Raw genomic sequence first — 21,667 nt, 5'->3', positions numbered from 1 at the left:
CCGGACCCGGCGGCGTCACAGCCGGCCCAGCGGCGTCGCAATCGGACCCGGCGGCGTCAGAGCCGGCCGCGGACCGGGGTGCGCTCGGCCGGGTCGCCCTCCTCGGGCATGACCATCTCGGCCCGCACGCCGAGCAGGCGCACCTCCCGGGGCTCGAGCCGGTCGGCGAGGGCGAGCGCCGCGGCGACCACCTCCGCCCGGTCCGTCGTCGGCGCCGGGAGCTTCCGCGACATGACCTTGGTGACGAAGGGCGCGTACCGCACCTTGAGGGTGACCCGGAAGACCGGGCGGCCCTCGGCGGCGGTGTCCGCGAAGACCTGCTCGGCCAGCGTGCGGACCGCGGCGGCCACCTCCGCCGGCGTGGTGAGGTTCTGCTGGTAGGTGGTCTCCCGGCTGCGGCCGCGGGCGACCCAGGGGGCGTCGTCGACGACGGCGGGCCCGATCCCCCGGCCGAGGTCGGCGTACCAGCGGCCCATCCGGGGCCCGAACTCGGCGACCAGCTCCTCCTCGGGCGCGGTCGCGAGCTGGGCGACGGTGGCGATCCCGTGCCCGGCCAGCCGCCGGGAGACCTTCGGCCCGACGCCCCACAGGTCGCTGGTCGGCCGCTCCCCCATGACCGCGAACCAGTTCTCCGCGGTGAGCCGGAAGACCCCGCGGGGCTTGCCGAAGCCGGTGGCGATCTTCGCGCGCACCTTGTTGTCCCCGATCCCGACCGAGGCGTGCAGCCCGGTGGCGGCGAGCACCGCGGCCTGGGCCCGCCGGGCGAGGGCCTCTGGGTCGGCGGTGGTCGCGCCGAGGAAGGCCTCGTCCCAGCCCAGGACCTCCACCACCACGCCGGGCAGGTCGCGCAGGGTGGCCATCACCTCCGCCGAGGCCGCCTCGTAGGCCGGGGCGTCCACCGGGAGGAGGACGGCGTCGGGGACCTTCCGGGCGGCGAGGCGCAGCGGCATGCCGGAGCCGACGCCGAAGACCCGGGCCTCGTAGGAGGCGGTGGAGACGACGGCGCGCTCGGTGGGGTCGCCGCGGCCGCCGACGATGACCGGCCGGCCGGCGAGCTCGGGGCGGCGCAGCACCTCGACCGCGGCGATGAACTGGTCGAGGTCGACGTGCAGCACCCACGGCCTGGCGTCCGCGCCCATGGCAGGAGTCTTCCCGGTCGCCGGCCTGCTGTCACCGGGCCTGCTGCCTCCGGCTGCGCCTCAGGCCGCGGGCTCGGCGATCACGATGATGTTCTCGGTGTACCGGCCGGCCTGCTCGTCGAAGGTGCCGCCGCAGGTGATCAGGGCCAGCCGGTGCGGGCCCTCGGCGGTGAACAGCCCCGGGTCCAGGCGCTCCCACGCCGTCACCCGTCGCGAGACCACGCGGTACTCGTGCGTCGTCCCGTGCTTGTCGGCGACGGCGACCGCGTCGCCCTCGTGGGCGTCCAGCAGCGCGCTCATCGCCCCGTCCCGGCGCAGCCCGTCCATGTGCCCGGCGAGCACCATGGTGCCCTCGCCCTGGCCGGGCAGCGCGCCGGCGGCCCACCAGCCCACGCGGGCCGGCTCGGCCGGGAGCTGGAGCTCCCCGGACGGCAGCACGCCGACCGGCACGACGTCGGCGACCACGCCGGTGGCCGGGAACCGCACCTGCTCGGGCGGGACCGGCACCGGCGCGGCCGCGACGACCGGCAGCTCGGCCGGGTCGGGCGCGGCCGGGTCGGGCGCGGCGGTGGACGGATCACCGGCGGTGGCGGTGGGGCCGGGGGTGGCGGTGGGACCGGGGGTGGTGGACTCCTCGGCCCCGAACGGCTCGGCCTCCACCGGCGGGGGCCGGTCGAGCACCTGCGCACCCACCGCCACGAGGCCGACCCCGGCCGCCGCCGCGACGACGGCGGCCCAGGTCAGCCCGGGCCGGGCCGCCACGTGCTTCCCGCCCACCTGCCGGTCAGGCCCGACGGCGCCGCGCCAGGAGCGTCAGGGACCCGGCCGCCACCAGGAGGCCGGCACCGATGAGGCCGGCACCCAGTACCGGGGAGCCGGGATCGCCGATGCCGCTGGGCACGGTGGTCGGTGCGCCGGACATCTGCCGCAGGTGGTCCAGGTGCCCCTGCACGACCGGGCTGGCGGCCTCGGCCAGGGCGACCACGGTGGGGTCGGTGCCGGCGCTGATCTCCTGCGTGGTCGCCGCGATGGTCATCTGGTGCCCCTCGATCTGCGAGGCGATCCAGGCGGTGTCGAAAGCGGCGCCCTGCTGGGCCTTGACCTGCTCGAGCGCGGCCTGCTGCTCGGGCGTGGGCGCGTCCGGCAGGTCGACGCCGAGCTGCTCCGCCGCGGCGGTCAGGTCGGCGTCCAGCTTCTGGTGGTCGGTGATGAGCGTGGCGCCCATCTCCCGCACCTCCGGGCTGCTCGCCTGCTCCTGGGCGGCGGTCCCGGCCGCGATCTCGGCCAGGTTGCTCTGGTGCGCGGCCACCATCCAGGTCGTGTCCTGCTCGGACGGCTGGGCCACGGCGGGCGCGGCGGCGATGCCGACGGCGGCGATCAGGGTTCCGGCGCCGAGGACGGCGCGTCGTAGCAATGACATGTCGATCGAGTCCCAACGTCCTTGGTCGGTGTGGCGGGTGCCACCCTCGTGACGCTAACCCGGGCCCGGGCCGGTCGCATGCGGACGACGGCGGCCACGCCCGCGGCACGTGCCGGTGCGGATCGATGCCCTCGCCCGTTCCTGCCGGCCTTCAGCCGGCCGGGCGGGGCGCCGGCTCGAACAGCGCCCCTGGCCCCTGCAGGGTTCCCAGCGCCGCGCTGGCCGCGATGACCGCGGCGACCACCAGGACGACGCCGGCCGCGAGCGCCCAGTCCTGGCCCGTCACCGGCAGCGGCCGCCACGTCGTCCGCGGCTGCAGCCCCAGCCCGCGGGACTCCAGCGCCTGCGCCATCCGCTCCCCCTTCCGGACGGAGACGACGAGGAGCGTGAAGACCACGCCCACCAGGTGCCGCGGCCCGCGCGGCGGATGCACCGCCGGGGTGCCGGCACGGCCCGGCGGGCGTACCGACGGGGTGCCGGCGCGGCCCGGCCGCCCGTCGTCGTCGCCGTCCACGCCGGCGCCGTCCCGGTCGCGCTCGCCGTCGCCGTCGCCCTGGCCGTCAGCCGCCCGACCGCCGCCCGGAAGGCCCGCCCGGACCGCGTGGGCGTGCCGGATGGTCGACCACTCCCGGGGCATCTCCTGCAGCATCCGGTACCCCGCGAGGACCGCGTAGGTGATCCGGGCGCCGAGCCGGGCGTTCTGGTGCAGGCTCGTCATCAGCGCGACCCCGTCGGTGGAGAGCAGGAACCCGACGGCGAGCACCCCGATGAGCAGGGTCCGGGCCGCGAGCGCCGCCCCGACGCTCAGTCCCTCCTCGGTCACCCGCAGCGGCCCCGCCTGCCAGACGGCGACGCCCGGCCGGGAGAGCGCGTTGACCACCAGCACCCCGAGGCCGAAGAGGAGGAACGGCACGTGCGCGACCAGCAGCGTGCGCGGCGCCGCCCCCGCCGAGAACGCCACGGCGGCGAGCCCGACCAGGTACAGCACCGTCGGGGTGACCGGGTCGAGGAGGAACATCGCGACGAGCGAGACGACGGCGAGCAGGGCGAGCTTGACCGTCGGGTTGCGGCGGGCCAGCGGCGATCCGGTGCCCGCCCGGGCCAGCCCGCTCATCGGTGCGCCGCCGTCGAGGTGGCGCCGACGGCGTCGTCGAGCTGGCGCAGCACGTGCCCGACCCGGCCGGGGGCGTGCTCGAGGAGCCACCCGAGCAGCGGGGGGAGGGTGAGGCCGCCCCGGGTCCGGACCTCCTCGCTCGCCAGCACCTCCTCCGCGGGCCCGTCGGCGAGCACCCCGCCGTCGCCGAGGACGACGGCCCGGTCGGCCAGGCCGGCCACGAGCCGCAGGTCGTGGCTGACGAGGACGACGGCGCCGCCACCGTCCGCGACGTCCCGCAGCGCCGCGGCGGTGGCGATCGCGTCGCGCCGGTCCAGGCCGAGGGTGGGTTCGTCAGCGAGCAGGACCGGCCGCTCGTGGGCGAGCATCGCGGCCAGGCTGAGCCGGCGCTGCTCCCCGCCGGAGAGCCGGAACGGGTATTGGTCGGCGAGATGGTCCAGCCGGTGCCGGCGGAGCTGGCGGGGCACGACGTCCGCGGCGACCTCGGCGGGCAGGCCGTGGGCGACCTCCGCGCGCACGGAGCTGGTGAGGAGCTGGTGCTCGGCGTTCTGGAACACCAGGCCGGGACGAGCTCCCTGCACCCGTCCCGCCAGCGGCGGCAGCAGCCCGGCGAGGGTGAGCAGCAGCGTCGACTTGCCGACGCCGTTGGCGCCGAGCAGGGCGACCACCTCCCCCGCCCGCACCGTCAGGTCGACGTCGGCCAGCAGCGGTGCCGGCGCCGGCTCGCGCCGCCCGCGCCGCCCGCGCTGCGCGGCGGCCGGCTTCTGCCCACGCCGCCCGCGTCGGACGCGCCTGCTGGTGGCCCCAGCACGCCCGGCTGCCAGCCCCCGGGCCTCGAGCAGCACGTCCCCGGCTGGGCGGGCCGGCGACCCCGCCGTCCCGGCGAGCGCCCGGAGCAGCTCGCGGTTCGCCGTCGCGGTCAGGCCCCCCGCGGTGCCGGTGAGCGCGAAGAGCTCGGCGTCCACCGGCAGCCAGCACCCATCGGCATGGAGGGCCCGGGCGTGCTCGCGCAGGACGACGTCGGTGGGCCCGTCGGCGAGCACCTCGCCGTCGCGGAGGACCACCGCCCGCGGGGGCAGGCCCGCAGTCCCGCCCGGTCCGGCCCACTCGTCGAGCCGGTGCTCGACGAGGACGACCGCCGGCCGGTACCTGTCGACCGCCGCGGCCAGCGCCGCGCGTACCGCCGCCACCCCGGCCGGGTCGAGCATCGACGTCGGCTCGTCCAGCAGCAGGACGGCGGGCTCGGTGACCAGGGCCGCGGCGAGCGCGACCCGCTGGGACTCCCCGCCGGAGAGGGCCGCCGTCGGCCGGTCCCGCAGCCCGGCCGCCCCGACCGCCGCGAGCGCTGCGGTGACCCGAGGGCCGATGGTCGCCGGGTCGGCGGCATGGTTCTCCAGCGGCAGGGCCACCTCCTGCTCGACCCCGGGCAGGCACACGGCCGCCGCGGGGTCCTGGGCGAGGACCCCGAGGTGGCGGGAGCGCTCGACGACCGGCGTCTGCAGCGTCGCCGTGCCGGCCACGCTGACCTCCCCGGTGACGGTGGCCGCCAGGGTGTGCGGGACCACCCCGGTGATGGCGCGCAGGACGGTGGACTTGCCCGACCCGGACGCCCCGAGGACGACGACCTGCTCGCCGGGGGCGAGGTGCAGCGACACCCCGCGCAGCACCGGCTCGGCCCGGCGCGGGACGGCGACGGTGACGTCGGCCAGCGCGACGGCGGGGCCGCCCACGCCGGCCGGGCGGGCGGCGGCCGCGGTCTGGCTCACGACCGGTCCCGCTGCCGACCGATCGCGAAGTTGTCGACGACCCCGGTGCGGGCGAGGGCGTCGACGACGACCTTGGCGAGCAGCCCGCCGAGGACGATCCCGGAGAGGCACTGCACGGCCAGGCGCAGGGCGAAGATCTCCTGCCCGTACCAGCCGGAGCGGAACGCCGAGTAGAAGAACACCAGGCCCGCGCCGAGCAGGCCGGCGACGGCGAACACGGCCCACCCGAACCGGCGGTACCGGGTCAGCGCGAACGGCAGCTCGCTGCCGGCGCCCTGGATCGCGGCGGCGATCATCAGGGTGGGCCCGACCGGTGAGCCGAGGAAGACGACCTCGACGACCGAGGCGATGACCTCCGCGGCGATGCCGGCGAACGGCCGGCGGATGATCGCCACGGCGATGGGGGCGACGAGCAGCCACCCGCCGAAGAGGACGTGCTGGGCCAGGTCCCCGGCCGGGCCCATGAGGATGCTCAGCCCGTTCCAGGCCTGCACGAGGGCCCAGTAGGCGAACCCGAAGACGACGCCGAGGACGACCATGAGGACCAGGTCCGCCATGGCCCAGCCGGGGCGGCGGGTGGCGGGCGGGGTGTGCGGCGCGGCCATCTCCGCCGCCCTCAGGCGCCGGCCGCCGTCGGCGAGCCGACGGAGACGGTCAGGTGGCTGACGACGTGCGGGACGACCGCGCCGACCTGGGCCCACGCGTCGACGGCGGTGGCCAGGACGTCGGCGACGTCCCCGGTGAGCCGGGTGGCGTAGTGCGCCGGGCTGCTCGCGGTGCCCCGGGCCGTCGCCGCCCGGATGGCGGCCTCGATGTGGGCCATGTGGTCCCCGGCATCGGTGCCGCCGTCGAGCAGCGGGTAGAGCGACCACTGGGCCGCCGCCCGGATCCCGGTCGGCTCGACCTGCACCGGTGCGGGACGGGGCAGCCCGGTCACGGCGAGGTCGCAGGCCACCTCACCGGGGCAGCCGCGGGAGAACAGCACGTGGGCCACCACGTGCCCGCCGCCGGAGCGGCGGTGGGCCGCCGCGACGACGGCGGTGAGGTAGTCGACGAGACGCTGCTCGGCCGGTTCGGTGCGGGCGCCGACGTAGGTGCTCACCTCGTCGGTGTCCAGGACGAGGCCCTCGGTGCGGCCGGCGGCCGCGGCGTCGGCCAGGGCCCCGCCGATGACCTCGACGAAGGCGTCGGTGTGCGGGTGGACGCTGAACCGCATGCCGATGCCGAGCTGCTCGGGCGTGGCGCCGGCGGCGGTGCGGTCGTCGGTCTTGGTGCTCATCACGGTCCCTCTCTCGGGCCCGCGGGTACTGCGAGACCCGCCGACGCGCCACGCGTCGGGCGGGTGCCCTGCTCCCTACGCCGGTACGAACCGGATCAGGTAAACGGGTCTGCGGACTCTCCGCACTCTCAGCGCGCTGGGCGCTCCCCGGGGGTGCTGCGACCGTACCACCAGGTCCCGCCGGCGCCTGCGCCGTCGCATGCGGACGACGGCGGTGCGGTGCTGGTCAGCGGTCGACGCGGGCCCCGCCGCCGGCGGCGAGCTTGAGGACCTCGGCCTTGGTGGCCATGGTCGTGTCGCCCGGGGTGGTCATGGCCAGGGCGCCGTGGGCGGCGCCGTACTCCACGGCGGTGGCCAGCGGCTGGCCGTCGAGCAGGCCGTAGATGAGGCCGGAGGCGAATGAGTCGCCCCCGCCGACCCGGTCCATGATCTCCAGGTCCTTCCGGTGGGTCGCCTGGACCACGCCGGTGGCCGGAGACCAGGCGATCGCGCCCCAGTCGTTGCGGGAGGCGGAGCGCACGGTGCGGATCGTGTTGCCGATGACCTTGAAGTTCGGGTAGGCGGCGGCCACCTTGTCGATCATGGCGGCGAACTTCTCGACCTCGAGGGTGGAGAGGTTCTCGTCGACCCCCTCGACCTCGAAGCCGAGGGCGGCGGTGAAGTCCTCCTCGTTGCCGATCATGACGTCGATGTGCTCGGCGATCGCCTTGTTGACCTCCTGGGCCCTGGCCTGCCCGCCGATCGACTTCCACAGCGAGGGCCGGTAGTTCAGGTCGTAGGAGACGACGGTGCCGTGCTTCTTCGCGGCGGTCACCGCCGCGAGCACCGTCTGGGCCGACGTCGGCGACAGCGCGGCGTAGATCCCGCCGGTGTGCAGCCAGCGCACCCCGAGGTCGCCGAAGAGGTGGTCCCAGTCGACGTCGTCCGGGCCGAGCTGGGCGGCGGCGGTGTGCCCCCGGTCGGAGACCCCCACCGCGCCGCGCACCCCGAACCCGCGCTCGGTGAAGTTCAGCCCGTTGCGCACGCTGCGGCCGATCCCGTCGTAGGGCACCCACCTGATGAGCTGCGTGTCCACCCCGCCGGCGAGGATGAAGTCCTCCACCAGGCGGCCGATCTCGTTGTCGGCCAGCGCGGTCACCACCGCCCCGCGCAGCCCGAACGCCCGGCGCAGGCCGCGGGTGACGTTGTACTCCCCGCCGCCCTCCCAGGCCCGGAACGAGCGCGCGGTGCGGATCCGCCCCTCCCCGGGGTCCAGCCGCAGCATCACCTCTCCCAGCGACACGGCGTCGTAGCGGCACTCCTCGGCGGGGCGCAGGTTCAGCGCCGCGATCTCGGCGGGCAGGTCGGCAACACTCACGGGAACACTCCTCAGGTCTCGATATCGATCGCCCGCGGTCGGGACCGCCGCGGGCTGCGGCCGGCGCTGCCGGCCGAACGTGGTCCATTGATGCCGCCGACGACGCCGGGCGGGACGTGACGCTCGACGCGGCCGGCCGTGACTCCCCGGTCAGGCCGGCGCCGGTGCCAGACGCTGCGCCAGCGCGACGGCCTCGGAGGTCAGCCGGGTTACCTCGGCGAGGTCCCCGGCCGCGACCAGGTCCCGCGGCACCATCCACGACCCGCCCACCGCCGCGACCGCGGGGAGCGCCAGGTAGTCGGCCAGGTTCTTCGGGCCGACCCCACCGGTCGGCACGAACCGCACCCCACCGAACGGGGCCGCGAGCGCCTTGATCGCCGGGGCACCTCCGGAGGTGCCGGCCGGGAAGAACTTCACCGTCGTCAGCCCGAGCTCGAGTGCCGCCTGGATCTCCGTGGCGGTCACCGCGCCGGGCAGCGCCAGCACTCCGTGCTCGCCGCAGCGTTCGACCACCGCCCGGCTCAGCCCCGGGGAGACGACGTAGCTCGCGCCCGCCGCCACTGCCTGGTCGACCTGCTCGACCGTCAGGACGGTGCCAGCGCCGACAAGGATGTCGCCCCGCTCGGCCATCATGCGGATCGACTCGGCGGCGGCAGCGGTCCGGAACGTCACCTCCGCGACCGGTAGGCCACCGGCCACGAGGGCGCCGGCCAGCCCGTCGGCCTGGGCGGCGTCGTCCAGGACCACCACCGGCACCAGGCGAGCGGCGCTCAGCACCGACAGAACGTCCATGACTACTCCTTCGTAGGCAGGTACCTGACAAGGCAGGTATCTCGGTCGTAGGTGAGTGCTTCCTGCATGGTGGAACTTGCATCCGTATAGCGGGACCGACGCTAGCACGAACCAGGTCGGTGCTCCCGGGAATCAGATCTCACCGCCGGGTCAAAGCGGTGACAACAGCCGCGTGCGATACCCGCTGGCGCGCCGCTCGCGGGTCCGGCGCTTCCGCGAGCGCTGCGACCCAGGCAGTGCCTGCGCAGGTGGCTGCGCGGGGAGTCCCGCGTTCTGGCCGCTACGGTCCTGGGGTGGGTCACGATCGCGACCGGACCGCCGTCGGCCAGCAGTTCGACCTGTTCGGCGTCCCGGAGCCGGCGGACTGGCCCGACCAGCAGCCGGTCGAGCATCCGCCGGAGCCGCCTGGGCATGAGCCGGCTGACCAGACCGGGCGGGAGGCGGCGGGCCAGAGCGGGCCGGAGCCGGCGGGCCAGAGCGGGCAGCCCGGGATCGACCGGTTCGTCGGGCTCGTCCGCCGGATGCTGGACCGCGCGGACTTCCTCCTGCCGTGGGTCGCCGGTCAGCGGCAGTTCCGCGAGGACAACTACCAGATGGCGTCCGCGGCTCAGCTGGAGGACCTGTTCTTCGACACGTTCGGCACCTACCTGCGGGAGAACCATCCCGACGTCCAGCTCCGGCGCCGCAGCGGCAAGGAGACCTGGGACTACGGCCTGGACGACCTGCTGCTGAGCCACAAGGAGAACATGCAGCCCGGCTTCGCGGTGTGGTGGACGGGCGGCACGCGGGTGGGAAACCGGTACGAGCCCGTCCGGGACACCTGGCGCTACGAGCACTCCGTCGTGCTCGTCTACGCCGGGATCCGCGGCAGCCTCCGGTGGACGGCCGCATCGTCGGCCGCGGCACCCGACGGCGAAGGCTCGCAGACCGGGCGGTTCGCGGGGAACCTCGGGCTGCAGAAGATCAAGAAGCGCGCGATCACGCCGGGGCGTCACGACCTGGTCCTGGCGCGACCGATCTCGGCCCGCGAGCTCGAGGTGACGGACCGGTGGGTGACCGGCGCGTGGGAAGACCTGTCGTTCCACGACATGTGGCCGCGGCTGGGTGGCGACCACATCGCCACCCAGGACCTGTGGCTGGCCACCCCGCCGAAGAGCCGGCGAGCCAGACCCGGGGCAGCTGCGCGGCCCGCCGAGGTGCTGACCCTGGACGCGGCACCCCTGCTGCCCGGCGTCTACGTCCTGCCCGCCGAGGACCTCCAGGAGCTCCCGCTGGTGGCCAACAACCGGGCCCACTCGGTCGACGAGCGGTTCGTCGAAGGGCTGATGCGTCGAGCCGTGGCGGCGGGCCGGTTCGTGCCCGTCCCGCTGTGGTTCGCCCACTTCGCCGACGCCCAGCCGCCGAACCTGTACAGCATCCAGCGCCAGCAGTTCGAGGCGCTGTTCGCCGCCCGACGCCGCCGCTGATGCCCGCGCGCGCATGCACCGCGACTCCCCGGTCGGGAGCCGCCCGCGCTGAGCCCTCCGGTCAGGGGCCCGCCCGCGCCCCTGGGCGCTCGTCCCCGCCGGGACCTCTGCGCGGTGCTACCCGACCAGGACGGCGTCCGGCCGCTGCACGCCGTCGGCGGCGACGGTGCTGGCGCCAGCACCCGCGCCCGTGACGACCGCGCGTGCCAGGCCGGGCGCCACGGCCGTCACGTCCTCGAGGTGCTGGCGCACGTGCTCACGCAGGACGTAGCTGGCCGCCCCGACGTTCACCCCGTTTCCCATCTGCTTGTACGACGCCGCGTCCGGCTGGCTCCCGAAGTCGAACGAGTCGTCCAGCCCCTGCAGCCGAGCGGTCTCCCGCGGGGTCAGCCGCCGACGACGGCTGCCGATGATGCTGGTCTGGGTGATCGCCACCAGCGCCGGGACGTAGGTCGGGCGCTTCGCCCGGATGCCGGAGGGGCGGAAGTGCATGAGCGTGTCCCACAGCGACCCGGTCTGCTGCGCCTGCCACTCGAGCTTGCGCCGGGAGGCGGGCACGCCGGCGAGGTGGTCGTGCCGGTCCAGCCAGGCGTCGATGACGTCGGCGTGGGCGTTGTACAGGTCGGAGTTCTTCCGCAGGAAGTTCGCCTTCCACCGCGGGGTGTCGGCACCGATCTGCGGCACGGGCACGAACGCGTCCGCCCAGATGGGGAAGCCGGGCAGCTTGCGGCCGGGCATCCGCGGGCGGAGGACCTGGACGAAGTCGTCCCAGAGGTCGATCCAGCGCTCCTCCTCGGCGGTGAGCCGGTAGCGCGGCAGGTCCTCGATCTGGGCGTCATCCTCGAGCGGGAGGTCGGTCTCGAGGTCCCAGAGCTGGGGGTCCCACCGCTCGCCCTCCGGGCGGAGGACCGGCGCGTACGGGACGGCCGGGGGCACCTGGGTCTCCCGCTCGGCGCGCTCCCGGCCGACGTAGGTCGCCGGGATGAACACCCGGTCCCGCACCTGCGGCGTGCCGCCCAGCTCGGGGGGCAGCAGGTGCGGGGAGAACACCACGGGCACGGCGGAGACCTTGTAGCCGAGCTGGCGCAGCGTGGCGATGATGGTCGCCCACGTCTCCCGGTGCCGCGGCCCGGCCAGGTTCCGGACGTTCTCCAGCAGGATGACGCCAGGCCGCCGCTCCGCCAGCACCCGGGCGATGTTCCAGAAGAGCGTTCCGCGGGTCTCCTCCATGCCCCGCTGGAACCCCGACTTGGAGAAGGGCTGGCAGGGGAAGCCGGCGGCGAGCACCTCGTGCTCGGGCACGTCCATCCGGGCGGTGGTCAGCGGGATGATGTCCCCGGCGACGTCGGTCGCCCAGTTGCGCTCGTACACCGCTGCCGCCCGGTCGTCGATCTCCGAGGCGAAGACGCAGGTCCCGCCGAACCCGGCGAGCACCGCGTGGAAGCCGCCGATGCCGGCGAAGAGGTCGACGAACCGGAACGAGGAGTCGCCGTCGCCATCGACCGTCGACACATCGCCGTCGACCGTCTGCCCGCTGCCCGCCACGCTCGACAGCTTAGTCTCTGCCGACCGGCCGGCCCGCACCGGCGCGCGGAGGGGCCGCTCGTTGCGGGTGGCATAGCGTGGTGCCGGCAGCTGGGGGAGCAGGGAGGGCGGGAACGTGACCGGCACGCGGGCGTCTGCGGAGTCCATGCCCTCGAACGTAGCTTCGCCCACTGACATCGCCCCGGCCGACGGCGGCCCGGCAGCTGCTGCCTCCGGCCCCGGTGGCGCGGCGGGTAGCGGGAGGGGCTTTCACGTCCCGGCCCACCCCGGTCCGTCGAGCGCGGGCGCTTCGCGGCGGATGTCGGTGGCCCGGCGGCGGGACACCGCGCCCGAGGTCGCGCTCCGGCGGGTCCTGCACCGGGCTGGGCTGCGCTACCGCGTCACCTACCCCGTCCCGGGCAACCGCCGTCGGACCATCGACATCGCCTTCCCCCGCGCGCGGGTCGCGGTGTTCGTCGACGGCTGCTTCTGGCACGGCTGCCCGGAGCACGGCACACGGCCGGCGGCGAACCGGAGCTGGTGGCAGGCGAAGCTGACCGCGAACCGGGACCGGGACGCCGACACCACCGCCCTGCTGGTCGCCCAGGGATGGACCGTGCTGCGGTTCTGGGAGCACGAGGACATGGCCCAGGCCGCCACCCGGATCACCGCGGCGGTCCGCGCGCCGGGATAGTCGCGGCGGTCCGCGCCCCTGGATAGCCCAGTACCGCCGCACCGTCCCGTCACATCGGTACGGCAGGGGTCACGGCGAGACGATGACCCTCAGGTCAGCGGCTCCCGCAGCCCGCTAGCCCGGCGGACCGGTCGCCCGACCGCCACCCGGACCGCCTCCGCGGTCCCGACGACGTGCACCGCCTCCCGGGCGCGGGTGACGGCGGTGTAGAGCAGCTCGCGGGTGAGCAGCGGGGAGGTGGCCGGCGGCAGGATGATCGAGACCTTCCGGAACTGGCTGCCCTGCCCGCGGTGGACGGTCATGGCGTGCACCGTCTCCACCGGCGGCAGGCGGTGCGGCCGCACCCGGAGCGGGTCGGCCGGGTCGCCGAACACGGCGACGACGCCGCCGTCGCCGTCGGCGACCAGGACGCCGGTGTCCCCGTTGTACAGGCCCGTCTCGCGGTCGTTGGCGGTGACCAGCAGCGGCCGGCCCGGGTACCACGGCGTCCCGGCCTGGGGCGCCGAGGCCGGTCGGGGGTCCGGGCCGGCCGCCGCACTGACCCACTCCTCCACCAGGGCGGCCCAGCGGGCGACCCCGGCCGGGCCGCGCCGGTGGGCGAGCATGAGCCGGTGCGCGGACAGGGCCTCCAGCGCCCCGGCTGCGTCCCCGGCCCGGGCGGCGGCGACCAGGGCCGCGCCGGCCGCCTCGGCGTCGGCCCGCACCGGCGCGACCTCCTCCTCGGTGAGCCGCTCCCCCACGGCGGTGAAGGTGACCGAGGGGTCGCCGGCGCGCAGGACGGCGAGCGCCCGGTCGGCGTCGCCGGCCCGGACCGCGGCGGCGAGCGGCAGGATCGCGCTGCCGTGGTCCTGCCGGTGGACGATGGTGAGCCGGACGACGCCGTTGCGGAGCTGCTCGCGCTCCTGGCCGGTCAGGTCGCCCGGGACGAACGGCTCCACACTGGGGACCGCCGCGGCCACCGGCGGGCGCCCGACGAGGTCACCGAGCACCGCGCCGGCCTCCACCGAGGCGAGCTGGTCGGGGTCGCCGACGAGCACCAGGCGGGCCTCCGGGCGCAGCGCCTCGAGCAGCCGGGCCATGAGCGGCAGCGACACCATCGACGTCTCGTCCACCACCACGACGTCGTGCGGCAGGTGGTGGTGCGCGCCGTGCCGGAACCGGGTCGAGGTGCCCGGCTGCCAACCGAGCAGGCGGTGCACGGTGGTCGCCTCGGGCGCGCCCACCCGCTCCCGGTCGGCGTCGGCGAAGCTCGCGACCGCGTCGCGCACCGCCTCCTGCAGCCGAGCCGCGGCCTTGCCGGTCGGGGCGGCCAGCGCGATCCGCAGCCCGGGGCCGGCCACCTCCTGCAGGACGGCGAGCACCCGGGCGACCGTCGTCGTCTTGCCGGTCCCGGGCCCGCCGGTGAGCACGGTGAGCCGGCTCAGCACCGCCGTGGCCGCCGCCAGCCGCTGCCGGTCGTCCCCCGCGGCGGGGAAGAGCCGGTGCACGACGGCGCTGAGCCGGTCCGCGGCGACGGCGCCCGGCGGGATGGGCGAGGGGGCGCCCGGCGGGGTGGCCGGCGCGGTGGACGCCGAGGCGAACGGTGACGCCTGCGACGGGGTTCGCGGCGCGGTGCCCGACGGCGTCCCCGGTGGGGTGCCCGGCACGGAGCCGGCGAGGCGGCCGTCGACCGCGCGGCGCACGAGGAGCTCGTCGCGCCAGTACCGGTCGAGGTAGAGGCGCTCGCCCACCCACCGCACCGGCCGGTCCACGGGCCCGTCCACGCCGGCGGCGACCAGCGGGCTGGCCGCCACCGCCGCCGCCCAGCCGCCCGGCTCGGGCCACGGCAGCACCCCGGCCGCCGCGGCCGCCGTCGGACTCGCCGTCGCCGTCGCCGTCGCCGTCGCGGCAGTGTCCCCGACCGGATCGGGGCCGGCCGCCGACGCGGGTGCGGGGGTGTCCTCGGTCTCGGGGATCGCGAACGCGCCGAGGTCGTCCAGCCGGACGCATACCGACCCGGCGCGCACCGCCCGCACCGCCAGGGCGACGGCGAGGAGGACCCGCTGGTCGGTCTCCCCGGCCAGCCGGCCCAGCCGCGCGGCGACATGCACGTCGGCGGCGGTGAGGACCCCGGCGGCGTTGAACGGGGTGAGCAGCGGCGGGGCGTGCAGGGCGAGCCGGACGTCACCGACGGTAGTCCCGGCCGGTGCCGCGGCCGGCGACCCGTCCGCGGCCCGCACACCGCCCGCCCCGGTCGGCCTGGCGCTCACGGCCGCCGCCCCTGGAGCAGCGTGGAGAGCTCGACCACGAGCGCGGCGGGCGGGCGCCACGCCATGACGCCGTACGGCGTGCCGTCGGCCGCGGGCGTGCCGGGTCCGCACATGCCGCGGACGAACAGGTACAGCCCGCCGGCCAGGTGCCGCTCGGGGTCGTAGCCGCGCTGGCGCCAGCGCAGGTATCGGTGCAGCGCGGCGAGGTAGAGCAGGAGCTGGAGCGGGTAGTGCGCCTGCATCATCGCCTCGGCCAGCGCCGCGGGCCGGTAGTGCCAGGCGGTCAGCGGCTCCTCCGGCGGCCCGAGCCGGTTGGTCTTGTAGTCCACCACCAGATAGCGGGGCCCGCCCGGCCGCAGCCGCAGCACGGCGTCGATGCTGCCGGTGAGGTAGCCGCGCAGCTGCGCCTCGCCGAGCGCGGCGAGGTGGTCGGCGTAGGGCGCGAAGACGTCGTCGGCGGGCAGGTGCCGGCGCAGCAGGTCGGCGACGTCGGGCAGGGTGGCCGCCGGCCCGGCCGGGGCGTCCCCGCCGGCGAGCGGCAGCTCGAACTCGAGCTCGGCGAGCCGGTCGGCCGGCGGGACGGCGGCGAGGGTGGTGCCGCCGGCGAGCGGGCCCAGCGGGGTGGCCATCACGTGCGCGAGCGCGGCGGCCAGCACCTGGGGGTCGACGCCGGGCACCCGGGCGGTCATCGCCTCCCGGCAGCGGGCGAGCAGCTCGGCGCCGAGGTCCGGGGCGCCGGTGTCGACCTGCTCGAGGACGCCGTGGACGAGGGTGCCGAACGCGGCGCCGGCGGGCAGGTCGGCCATCGGGGAGGCGAGGCGGGCCGGGTCCGCGGCGCCGGCGCCCGTCGCACCCGCGCCCGCGCCCCCCGGCCCGTGCACGACCACGTCGGCCTCGTCCTGCACGCCGGTGGTCTCCGGCTCGCTGCCCACGCCCGCGGCGTGCGCGGCGGCGGTGAGCCCGGTGTAGGAGGTGCGCCGCCAGGCGCGGTCCAGGGTGCGGCCCAGCCGGGCGACGGCGAGCGGGGGCGGGGCGGGCGCCGGCGGGGTCCACCGGGCCGGGGCCGGCCGGTCGGTCACCTGCTCCACCGCGATGGTCCCGCCGGACCGGGCGGCCAGGTCCGCGAGCGCGGCGGCGACCTGCTCGTCCGCGGCCACCGCTACCCGGTCCGGCGGCAGCTGCCCGGGGGCCGGGCCGCCGAGCAGCAGCCGGCTGAGCGGCCCGCCGGCGGAGTTCGTCGACGGCGCCCACCAGGCCACCACCTGGCTGGCCGCCCGGGTCAGGGCGACGTAGAGCAGGCGCAGGTCCTCCCCGCGCTCCTCGGCGAGGTGCCGGTCCCGGGCGGCGTCGTAGCCCTTGTCGGCGGTGCCGCCGACGTGCAGCAGCCGGCGCCCGGCGTCGTCGTGGAACCGCAGCACCGGCGGGGTGCGGCTCTCGTACCGGTCCCACCCGAACGGGACGTAGACGACCGGGAACTCCAGGCCCTTGCTGGCGTGCGTGGTGACCACCTGCACGGCGGCGGCGTCGGTCTCCAGCCGGCGGCTGCGCTCCTCGGTGTAGTCCTCCTCGGCCTCGGCCACCCGCCGGCGCAGCCAGTCGGTCAGCGCGGCCACGCCGAGCCGGTCCTGCACGGCCGCCAGGTGCAGCGCCTGGCCGACGTGGCGCAGGTCGGTCAGGTCCCGCTCGCCGGCGCCCCGGCGCATCAGCCGCTCGGCCACGCCGGCGGCGTTGACCGCCTCGAGCAGCGCCGCGACGCCGCGCTCGGCGAGCAGCCGGGCCCAGCGGCGCACCTGGTCGGCGAGCTCCTCCCGCTCGGCGTCGCTCGCGCCGGCCAGGTGGGTGGCGTCCCACCCGACGAACGGGGTCAGCGCCAGCGCCGCGGTGCGGCCGGCGTGGCCGGGCTGCTCCAGGGCGGTGAGCAGGGTGAGCCAGTGCTCGGCGGCGGGGGCGGCGAACACGCTGACCTGGGCGGAGACGACGGCGGGGACCCCGGCGCCGGCGAGCGCCTCCCGGACGGCGGCGGCGTCGGCGTTGCGGCGGGTGAGCACCGCGACGTCCCCGGGCTGCAGCCCCCGCCACCGGCCGCCGTCGCCGAGCAGCCGGGTGGTGGTGAGCTGGCGGACCACGTCCGCGGCGACGTCGGCCGCGATGAGCTCGCGGACCTGGCCGACCTTGGGGGTCTTGGTGCCGCGGAGCCGGAACGGCTCGCGGGTGACCTGCCGCAGCCGCAGGGGCGGGCCGCCGTCCAGCCGGCGGCCGGGGTGCTGGGCGTCGACCGGGCGGACGAGGATCTCCTCGGTGCCCAGGGCGGCGCCGCCGAGGACGGTGTGCAGGCCGCGCAGCAGCGGGGCGTCGCTGCGCCAGTTCCGGCCGAGGGTGGCGGTGGCGGTGGCGTCCTGGCGGGCGGCGAGGTAGGTGACCACGTCCCCGCCGCGGAAGGCGTAGATGGCCTGCTTGGGGTCGCCGATCAGGACGAGGGTGCGGTGGCCGTGGAACGCGGCGCGCAGGATCTCCCACTGGACCGGGTCGGTGTCCTGGAACTCGTCGACCAGGACCACCCGGTAGCGGGAGCGGACCCGGCCGGCGGCGGCCGGGCCGTGGTCGGGGTCGGTCAGGGCGTCGCGGAGCAGGACGAGGAGGTCGTCGTAGTCCAGCAGCCGGCGGGCCCGCTTGCGGCGCAGCACCTCCGCGCGGGCGTCCCGGGCGAAGGCGTACCGGTGCCCGGCGAGGGAGGTGGGCGGGGCGTCGGTGGGCTCGAGGGCGGCCTGGTGGTCGCTGACGGCGGCCCGGGCGACGGCGGTCGCGTCGGCCGGGGTGAGGACCGGTGCGCGTTCGCCGGCGTACCGGCGCAGGTAGAGGTCGTCGACCACCTCCGCGACCAGGTCGGCGATGTCCGGGACGAAGGTGGCGTCGGCGTCGACGTCGCCGGCGACGCCGAGGGAGGTGAGCATCTGCTGGCAGAAGCCGTGGGTGGTGGTGATGGTGGCGGCGTCGAACTGGGCCAGCGCCCGGGTCAGCCGGCGGCGGCGGGCGGCCAGCTCGGCGTCGTCGACGGCGGCGAGGTGGGCGACGAGGGCGTCCTCGCTGGTCCGGGCGGACGGGCTGCGCAGCGCCCGCTCGGTGGTCAGCAGCCGGTCCCGGACCCGGTCGCGCAGCTCGGAGGTGGCGGCCCGGCCGAACGTGACGATCATCAGCTCGGTGAGCTCCGCGACCCCCTCGGCGACGTACCGGGTGGCCAGCGCGGCGATGGTGAAGGTCTTCCCGGTGCCGGCGCTGGCCTCGAGCACGGTGGTGCCGGTGGGCAGGTCCCCGCAGACGTCGAAGACGCGGGTGTCGGTCGTCGTCAGGCTCATGGGAGCTCGGTCTCCTCGTGGCCGAGCAGCGGCTCCCAGACCCGGCGGGCGAGGACGCCGAGCCGGGTGGGCTCCTCCGGCCACCAGGCCTGCTCGTCGGGGGTGGGGGTGCCGGCGAGGTCGACCAGCGCCGCCGGGCCCCAGCACAGGACGTGGTAGGCGTCGGTGCGCTCGAAGCCGGCGGCCCACTCCCGGGCCGCATTCTCCAGCGCCATGGCCGGGGAGTCCCCGCCGTGGCGGCTGTTGGCGTAGGCGCAGGCGGCGCCGGGGGGCAGCGGCAGCGGCTCGCGCAGGGCCGCAGCGCGCAGCTCGACGAGCGCTCCGAGGTGCTGGCGGGCCTCGGCCTGGGAGGGGGCGGTGAGCCGGGAGACGACGGCGCCGGGCCGGTTGTGCCGCGGCCGGCCGATGGTCACCGCCTGCCAGCGGCGGCCCGGGTGGGCGGCGGCGAGGGCGAGGACCTGGGCCCAGGCGCGCAGCCGGTGCTTGGGCGCGAGCCGGGAGTAGACGGCGCGCAGGACGGTCTCGCCGTGGACGCCGGGGACGGTGCCGGTCAGGGTGGTCCCGGCGGGGGTGGCGGCCGGCAGCGGGGCGGTGAGGTCGACGGCGGTCGCGGGGCCGACGGCGTAGCGCTGGGCGGCGTCGCCCACCGGCAGGACCCGGGTGCCGACGTCGAGGAGGGTGGCCCGGCCGAGCTCCTTGGGCGGGACCTGGCCGCGGCGCCACTCCGCCGCGACCGCCCGGTGCGGGTCGACCCCGGCGAGCCGGGCGGCCAGCAGCCGGTCCCCGATCTGCCAGGTCTGCAGGCCGTCCAGGGTCAGCGGGAGCCGGTCCGCGACGTCGGGGGCCTCCCCGGCGAGGGAGAGCTGGAGCCGGCGGCGCAGGAACCACCTGACCGGGTGCTCGAGCATGGCGAGCAGGTCGTCGAGGTCGATCCCGAGGGTGGGCTCCTGCGGCGGCAGCGGGGCGGGGAGGAACGCGGCCGGCACGGCACGGCCGGCCGAGCGGGCCGTGCCGGCGGGACCTGCGGCACCGGCGGGACCTGCGGCACCGACAGCACCGACGCCGGCACCGTCGGCGCGGCCGGCACGGCCGGCCAGCGCCCCACGGTGGGCGACGGCGTCGAAGCTGAACGGCCCGGGCCGGCCGAGGGCGCCGGCGGTGAAGTTCCGCTCGTCGACCACCTGGAGGGGGTGGCGGAGCAGGACGTGCTCGGCGACCCGGCGGCCGTCCGGGGCGGTGGCGGCGGCGTCGAGCGCGTCGAGCAGCTCCCCGACCGGCACCGCGGGCGGGCGGGTGGCGCCGGTGCGCTCGTCGGCGCCGCTGTAGAGGACCACGAGGTGCTCGGTGGCGGCGGTGACGGCATCGAGGAAGAGCTGGCGGTCCTCGCTGCGGCGGTCCCGCTCGCCCAGGCACGGGTCGCGCAGGAGCAGGTCGTCGCCGTCGGCGGCCGCGGTGCGGGGGAAGGCGCCGTCGTCGACGCCGAGGAGGCAGACGACCCGGTGCGGCACCGCGCGCATCGGCTCCATCGAGCAGACGGTCAGCGCGCCGGTGCGGAAGCCCGCGCGGGTGGGCCGGCCCTGGAGGCGGTCGGCGAGGAGGGCCCGGACGTCGGGCAGGCGCAGCGGCAGGTCGGCGTGCTCGGCGCTGGTGGTGCGCACGTCGGCCAGCACGCGGCGGGCCTGGACCTGCTGCCAGGCCTCGGCGGGGCCGGTGTCGGTGAGCAGCGCCAGGGCGCGGTCCAGGGTGTCCAGCCAGTGGCCGAGCGGGTGGGCGCCGTCGAGGGCGGCGAGCACGTCGGTCAGCCGGGCGAGGAGCTCGGCGAGGCGGCCGGCGAGGTCGATGTCGGTGCTGTCGACGTCGTCCATGGGCAGGGCGGGGCCGACGAACCGGTAGTCCTCCTCGGCCATCGCGGCCCCGAGCAGGATGCGGTCCAGGGCGAGGTCCCAGGTGCCCTGGCGCAGCTCGGGCAGCCCGAACCGGGCGCGGCGGGCGAGGTCCTCCCCCCAGTGCACGCCGGCCTCGACCGACCAGCCGCGGACGCGGTCCAGGTCCTCCTCGGTCAGCCGGAACCGGCGGCGGACCGGCTCGGTGGCCGCCAGGTCGAGCACCTCCGAGGCGGTGACCCGGCCGTCGGCGAGCCGGAGCAGGGCGGACAGGACGGTGAGCACGGGGTTGGCGGCGCCGGGCGAGCGGTCCGCCAGGCGCACGCGCAGGGTCTGGCCGGGGTGGACGGCGCCGGGCGGGACGCCGTCGTCCTCGGCGACCAGGCCGAAGGTGGCGGCGACGAGCGGGGCGACGGCCTCCACGTCCGGCGCCATGACGATGACGTCGCGCGGCTCGAGGGTGGGGTCGTCGGCGAAGAGGCCGGCGAGCACCTCGCGCAGCACCTCCACCTGCCGGCTGGGGCCGTGGCAGGCGTGCACCTGGACGCTGCGGTCGGCCGGGTCGAGCGGGTGCGGGGCGGCGTCGGGGTCGTCCGCGCGGAGCCGCCGCTGCAGGGCGCCGAGCAGGGTGGGCGGCGGGGGCGGGGCCGGGTGGTGGGTGACGACGGCGGCGGGGTCGGGGGCGGTGGAGATGCCGGGGCCGACGGCGGCCGGCCCGGGACCCGTGACCGCGCGCAGCCGCAGCTGCAGCTCGGTGGCGTCGCGGGCCATCGAGGCCAGCAGCGGGTGCTCGGCGACGGCGGGCTGGTCGCGCCGGCGCCGGGAGGTGGTGCCGCCCGCGGCGGCGACCCGGTCCCACAGTGCCGGGGAGGGGTGCGGGAGCCAGAGGTGGACGTCGCGGTGCAGGCCGAGCGCGGTAAGGACCCGGAGCTGGTCCTCGGGCAGCCGGGTGGGCCCGAACACCGACAGCCGGTCGGGCAGGTCGACGACGGCCGGCCGGGCGCGGAGGGTCTGCAGGGCGTCGGCGAGGTGCTCGGCCGGGCTGGTGACGCCGACCTGCGCGCGCAGGCGGCGCCACAGCCGCGGCTGCCAGGCGACGTCCGCGGGCACCGGCTGGCCGGCGCCGTCCTCGTCCCGGCCCTGCGCCCAGGCGAGGACCATGTCCGGCCGCTGGGTGGCGTAGCCGGCGAAGAGCCGGGCCAGGTGCCGGGCCAGGCCGAGCCGGCGGCCGCGGCGGGTGTCGTCCTCCCGGCCGGTGCCGAGGTAGCGGTCTAGTGGCGCGGCCCACGGCTCCCCGGCGGTCTCGTCGACCACCGCCAGCAGCGGCCAGGTGAGCCGCTCGCGGTCCCACGGGTCGGCGTCGCCGCGGTCGACCGCTGCGGTGAGCACCTCGGCCACGAGCCGGGCCGGGGAGCCGAAGGTGACGTTGGCGCACACCCCGGGCTCGCCGTCGGGCCCGGTGCCGAGGTGGTGGGAGAGCCGCTGGGCAAGCCACCGCTCCACCCCGCGGGTGGGCACCGCGACGACGTCCGCGGCGAACGGGTCCGCGGGCGGCTCGGCGAGCAGGTCCGCCAGCGGCCGGACGAGGGCGTCCGCCCGCTCGGAACGGTGCAGGTGGAGCACCGGCTCAC

General features: G+C 77.1%; 15 protein-coding genes and 1 riboswitch. Of the genes, 2 read left to right on the top strand and 13 right to left on the bottom strand.

Features of this window, described 5'->3' with window-relative positions; translation table 11 throughout:
• Window positions 1-56: 56 nt before the first annotated feature.
• The 9 genes from MF406_RS02045 to eda form a co-directional block, all read right to left on the bottom strand.
• Complete coding sequence (locus tag MF406_RS02045; protein WP_242896364.1) at window positions 57-1,139, bottom strand: DNA polymerase IV; 1,083 nt, start codon at window positions 1,137-1,139, stop codon at window positions 57-59.
• A gap of 60 nt (window positions 1,140-1,199) precedes the next feature.
• Window positions 1,200-1,916 carry a class F sortase gene (locus tag MF406_RS02040; RefSeq protein WP_242896363.1) on the bottom strand — a complete coding sequence of 239 codons (717 nt, stop codon included), beginning with the start codon at window positions 1,914-1,916 and terminating at the stop codon, window positions 1,200-1,202.
• A 7-nt stretch (window positions 1,917-1,923) separates the two neighbouring features.
• Entirely contained in the window at window positions 1,924-2,559 is a 636-nt protein-coding gene (locus tag MF406_RS02035; protein WP_242896362.1) for a DUF4142 domain-containing protein, read from the bottom strand.
• Between the two features lie 151 nt (window positions 2,560-2,710).
• A complete protein-coding gene (locus tag MF406_RS02030) occupies window positions 2,711-3,673 on the bottom strand; it encodes an energy-coupling factor transporter transmembrane protein EcfT (protein WP_242896361.1) in 963 nt (320 codons plus the stop codon).
• Window positions 3,670-5,439 (bottom strand): ABC transporter ATP-binding protein, encoded by a 1,770-nt coding sequence (locus MF406_RS02025; protein WP_242896360.1) that lies wholly within the window; start codon window positions 5,437-5,439, stop codon window positions 3,670-3,672. Before MF406_RS02025 ends, MF406_RS02030 begins: the two co-directional genes overlap by 4 nt.
• Window positions 5,436-6,044 carry an ECF transporter S component gene (locus tag MF406_RS02020; RefSeq protein WP_242896359.1) on the bottom strand — a complete coding sequence of 203 codons (609 nt, stop codon included), beginning with the start codon at window positions 6,042-6,044 and terminating at the stop codon, window positions 5,436-5,438. The genes MF406_RS02025 and MF406_RS02020 overlap by 4 nt, the downstream gene beginning before the upstream one ends.
• Window positions 6,045-6,055: 11 nt before the next feature.
• Window positions 6,056-6,718: a Ykof family thiamine-binding protein gene (locus tag MF406_RS02015; protein ID WP_242896358.1), complete on the bottom strand. Its 663-nt coding sequence runs from the start codon at window positions 6,716-6,718 to the stop codon at window positions 6,056-6,058.
• Window positions 6,719-6,771: 53 nt separating this feature from the next.
• A riboswitch (TPP riboswitch) is annotated at window positions 6,772-6,878 on the bottom strand.
• Window positions 6,879-6,944: 66 nt separating this feature from the next.
• A complete protein-coding gene (locus MF406_RS02010; protein WP_371744572.1) occupies window positions 6,945-8,075 on the bottom strand; it encodes a sugar kinase in 1,131 nt (376 codons plus the stop codon).
• A gap of 150 nt (window positions 8,076-8,225) precedes the next feature.
• Window positions 8,226-8,867 carry a bifunctional 4-hydroxy-2-oxoglutarate aldolase/2-dehydro-3-deoxy-phosphogluconate aldolase gene (eda, locus tag MF406_RS02005; RefSeq protein WP_242896357.1) on the bottom strand — a complete coding sequence of 214 codons (642 nt, stop codon included), beginning with the start codon at window positions 8,865-8,867 and terminating at the stop codon, window positions 8,226-8,228.
• Window positions 8,868-9,160: 293 nt separating this feature from the next.
• On the opposite strand from eda, the gene MF406_RS02000 reads away from it, so the two are divergent.
• On the top strand, window positions 9,161-10,333 hold the full coding sequence (locus MF406_RS02000; RefSeq protein ID WP_242896356.1) for a hypothetical protein: 1,173 nt from the start codon (window positions 9,161-9,163) through the stop codon (window positions 10,331-10,333).
• 117 nt (window positions 10,334-10,450) lie between these two features.
• Here the strand turns inward: MF406_RS02000 and MF406_RS01995 are convergent, their stop codons facing one another.
• The gene (locus MF406_RS01995; RefSeq protein ID WP_242896355.1) at window positions 10,451-12,025 is read right to left on the bottom strand and encodes a DNA cytosine methyltransferase; all 1,575 of its coding nucleotides are present in this window, start codon (window positions 12,023-12,025) and stop codon (window positions 10,451-10,453) included.
• Between MF406_RS01995 and MF406_RS01990 the strand changes: the two genes are divergently transcribed.
• Window positions 12,024-12,551: a very short patch repair endonuclease gene (locus MF406_RS01990; RefSeq protein WP_371744571.1), complete on the top strand. Its 528-nt coding sequence runs from the start codon at window positions 12,024-12,026 to the stop codon at window positions 12,549-12,551. The genes MF406_RS01995 and MF406_RS01990 overlap by 2 nt on opposite strands.
• A gap of 89 nt (window positions 12,552-12,640) precedes the next feature.
• On the opposite strand, the gene recD is transcribed toward MF406_RS01990, so the two are convergent.
• From recD to recC, 3 genes are read right to left on the bottom strand one after another with little or no spacing between them, the layout of a single operon-like run.
• Window positions 12,641-14,800 (bottom strand): exodeoxyribonuclease V subunit alpha, encoded by a 2,160-nt coding sequence (gene recD / locus MF406_RS01985; protein ID WP_242896353.1) that lies wholly within the window; start codon window positions 14,798-14,800, stop codon window positions 12,641-12,643.
• Entirely contained in the window at window positions 14,797-18,153 is a 3,357-nt protein-coding gene (locus MF406_RS01980) for a UvrD-helicase domain-containing protein (RefSeq protein WP_242896352.1), read from the bottom strand. Before MF406_RS01980 ends, recD begins: the two co-directional genes overlap by 4 nt.
• On the bottom strand, window positions 18,150-21,659 hold the full coding sequence (recC, locus tag MF406_RS01975) for an exodeoxyribonuclease V subunit gamma (protein WP_242896351.1): 3,510 nt from the start codon (window positions 21,657-21,659) through the stop codon (window positions 18,150-18,152). Before recC ends, MF406_RS01980 begins: the two co-directional genes overlap by 4 nt.
• Window positions 21,660-21,667 lie beyond the last annotated feature (8 nt).

The sequence above is a fragment of the Georgenia sp. TF02-10 genome (assembly GCF_022759505.1).
Lineage (GTDB): Bacteria > Actinomycetota > Actinomycetes > Actinomycetales > Actinomycetaceae > TF02-10.
This window is presented reverse-complemented; position numbering and strand designations above follow the sequence as displayed.

Bases quoted from the DNA above. Each gene is read 5' to 3' on its own strand.
- eda (WP_242896357.1), bottom strand. From the start codon at position 8,867: ATGGACGTTCTGTCGGTGCTGAGCGCCGCTCGCCTGGTGCCGGTGGTG.
- MF406_RS01990 (WP_371744571.1), top strand. From the start codon at position 12,024: ATGCCCTCGAACGTAGCTTCGCCCACTGACATCGCCCCGGCCGACGGC.
- MF406_RS01980 (WP_242896352.1), bottom strand. From the start codon at position 18,153: ATGAGCCTGACGACGACCGACACCCGCGTCTTCGACGTCTGCGGGGAC.
- MF406_RS02045 (WP_242896364.1), bottom strand. From the start codon at position 1,139: ATGGGCGCGGACGCCAGGCCGTGGGTGCTGCACGTCGACCTCGACCAG.
- MF406_RS02020 (WP_242896359.1), bottom strand. From the start codon at position 6,044: ATGGCCGCGCCGCACACCCCGCCCGCCACCCGCCGCCCCGGCTGGGCC.
- MF406_RS02035 (WP_242896362.1), bottom strand. From the start codon at position 2,559: ATGTCATTGCTACGACGCGCCGTCCTCGGCGCCGGAACCCTGATCGCC.
- MF406_RS01995 (WP_242896355.1), bottom strand. From the start codon at position 12,025: ATGGACTCCGCAGACGCCCGCGTGCCGGTCACGTTCCCGCCCTCCCTG.
- MF406_RS02030 (WP_242896361.1), bottom strand. From the start codon at position 3,673: ATGAGCGGGCTGGCCCGGGCGGGCACCGGATCGCCGCTGGCCCGCCGC.
- MF406_RS02015 (WP_242896358.1), bottom strand. From the start codon at position 6,718: ATGAGCACCAAGACCGACGACCGCACCGCCGCCGGCGCCACGCCCGAG.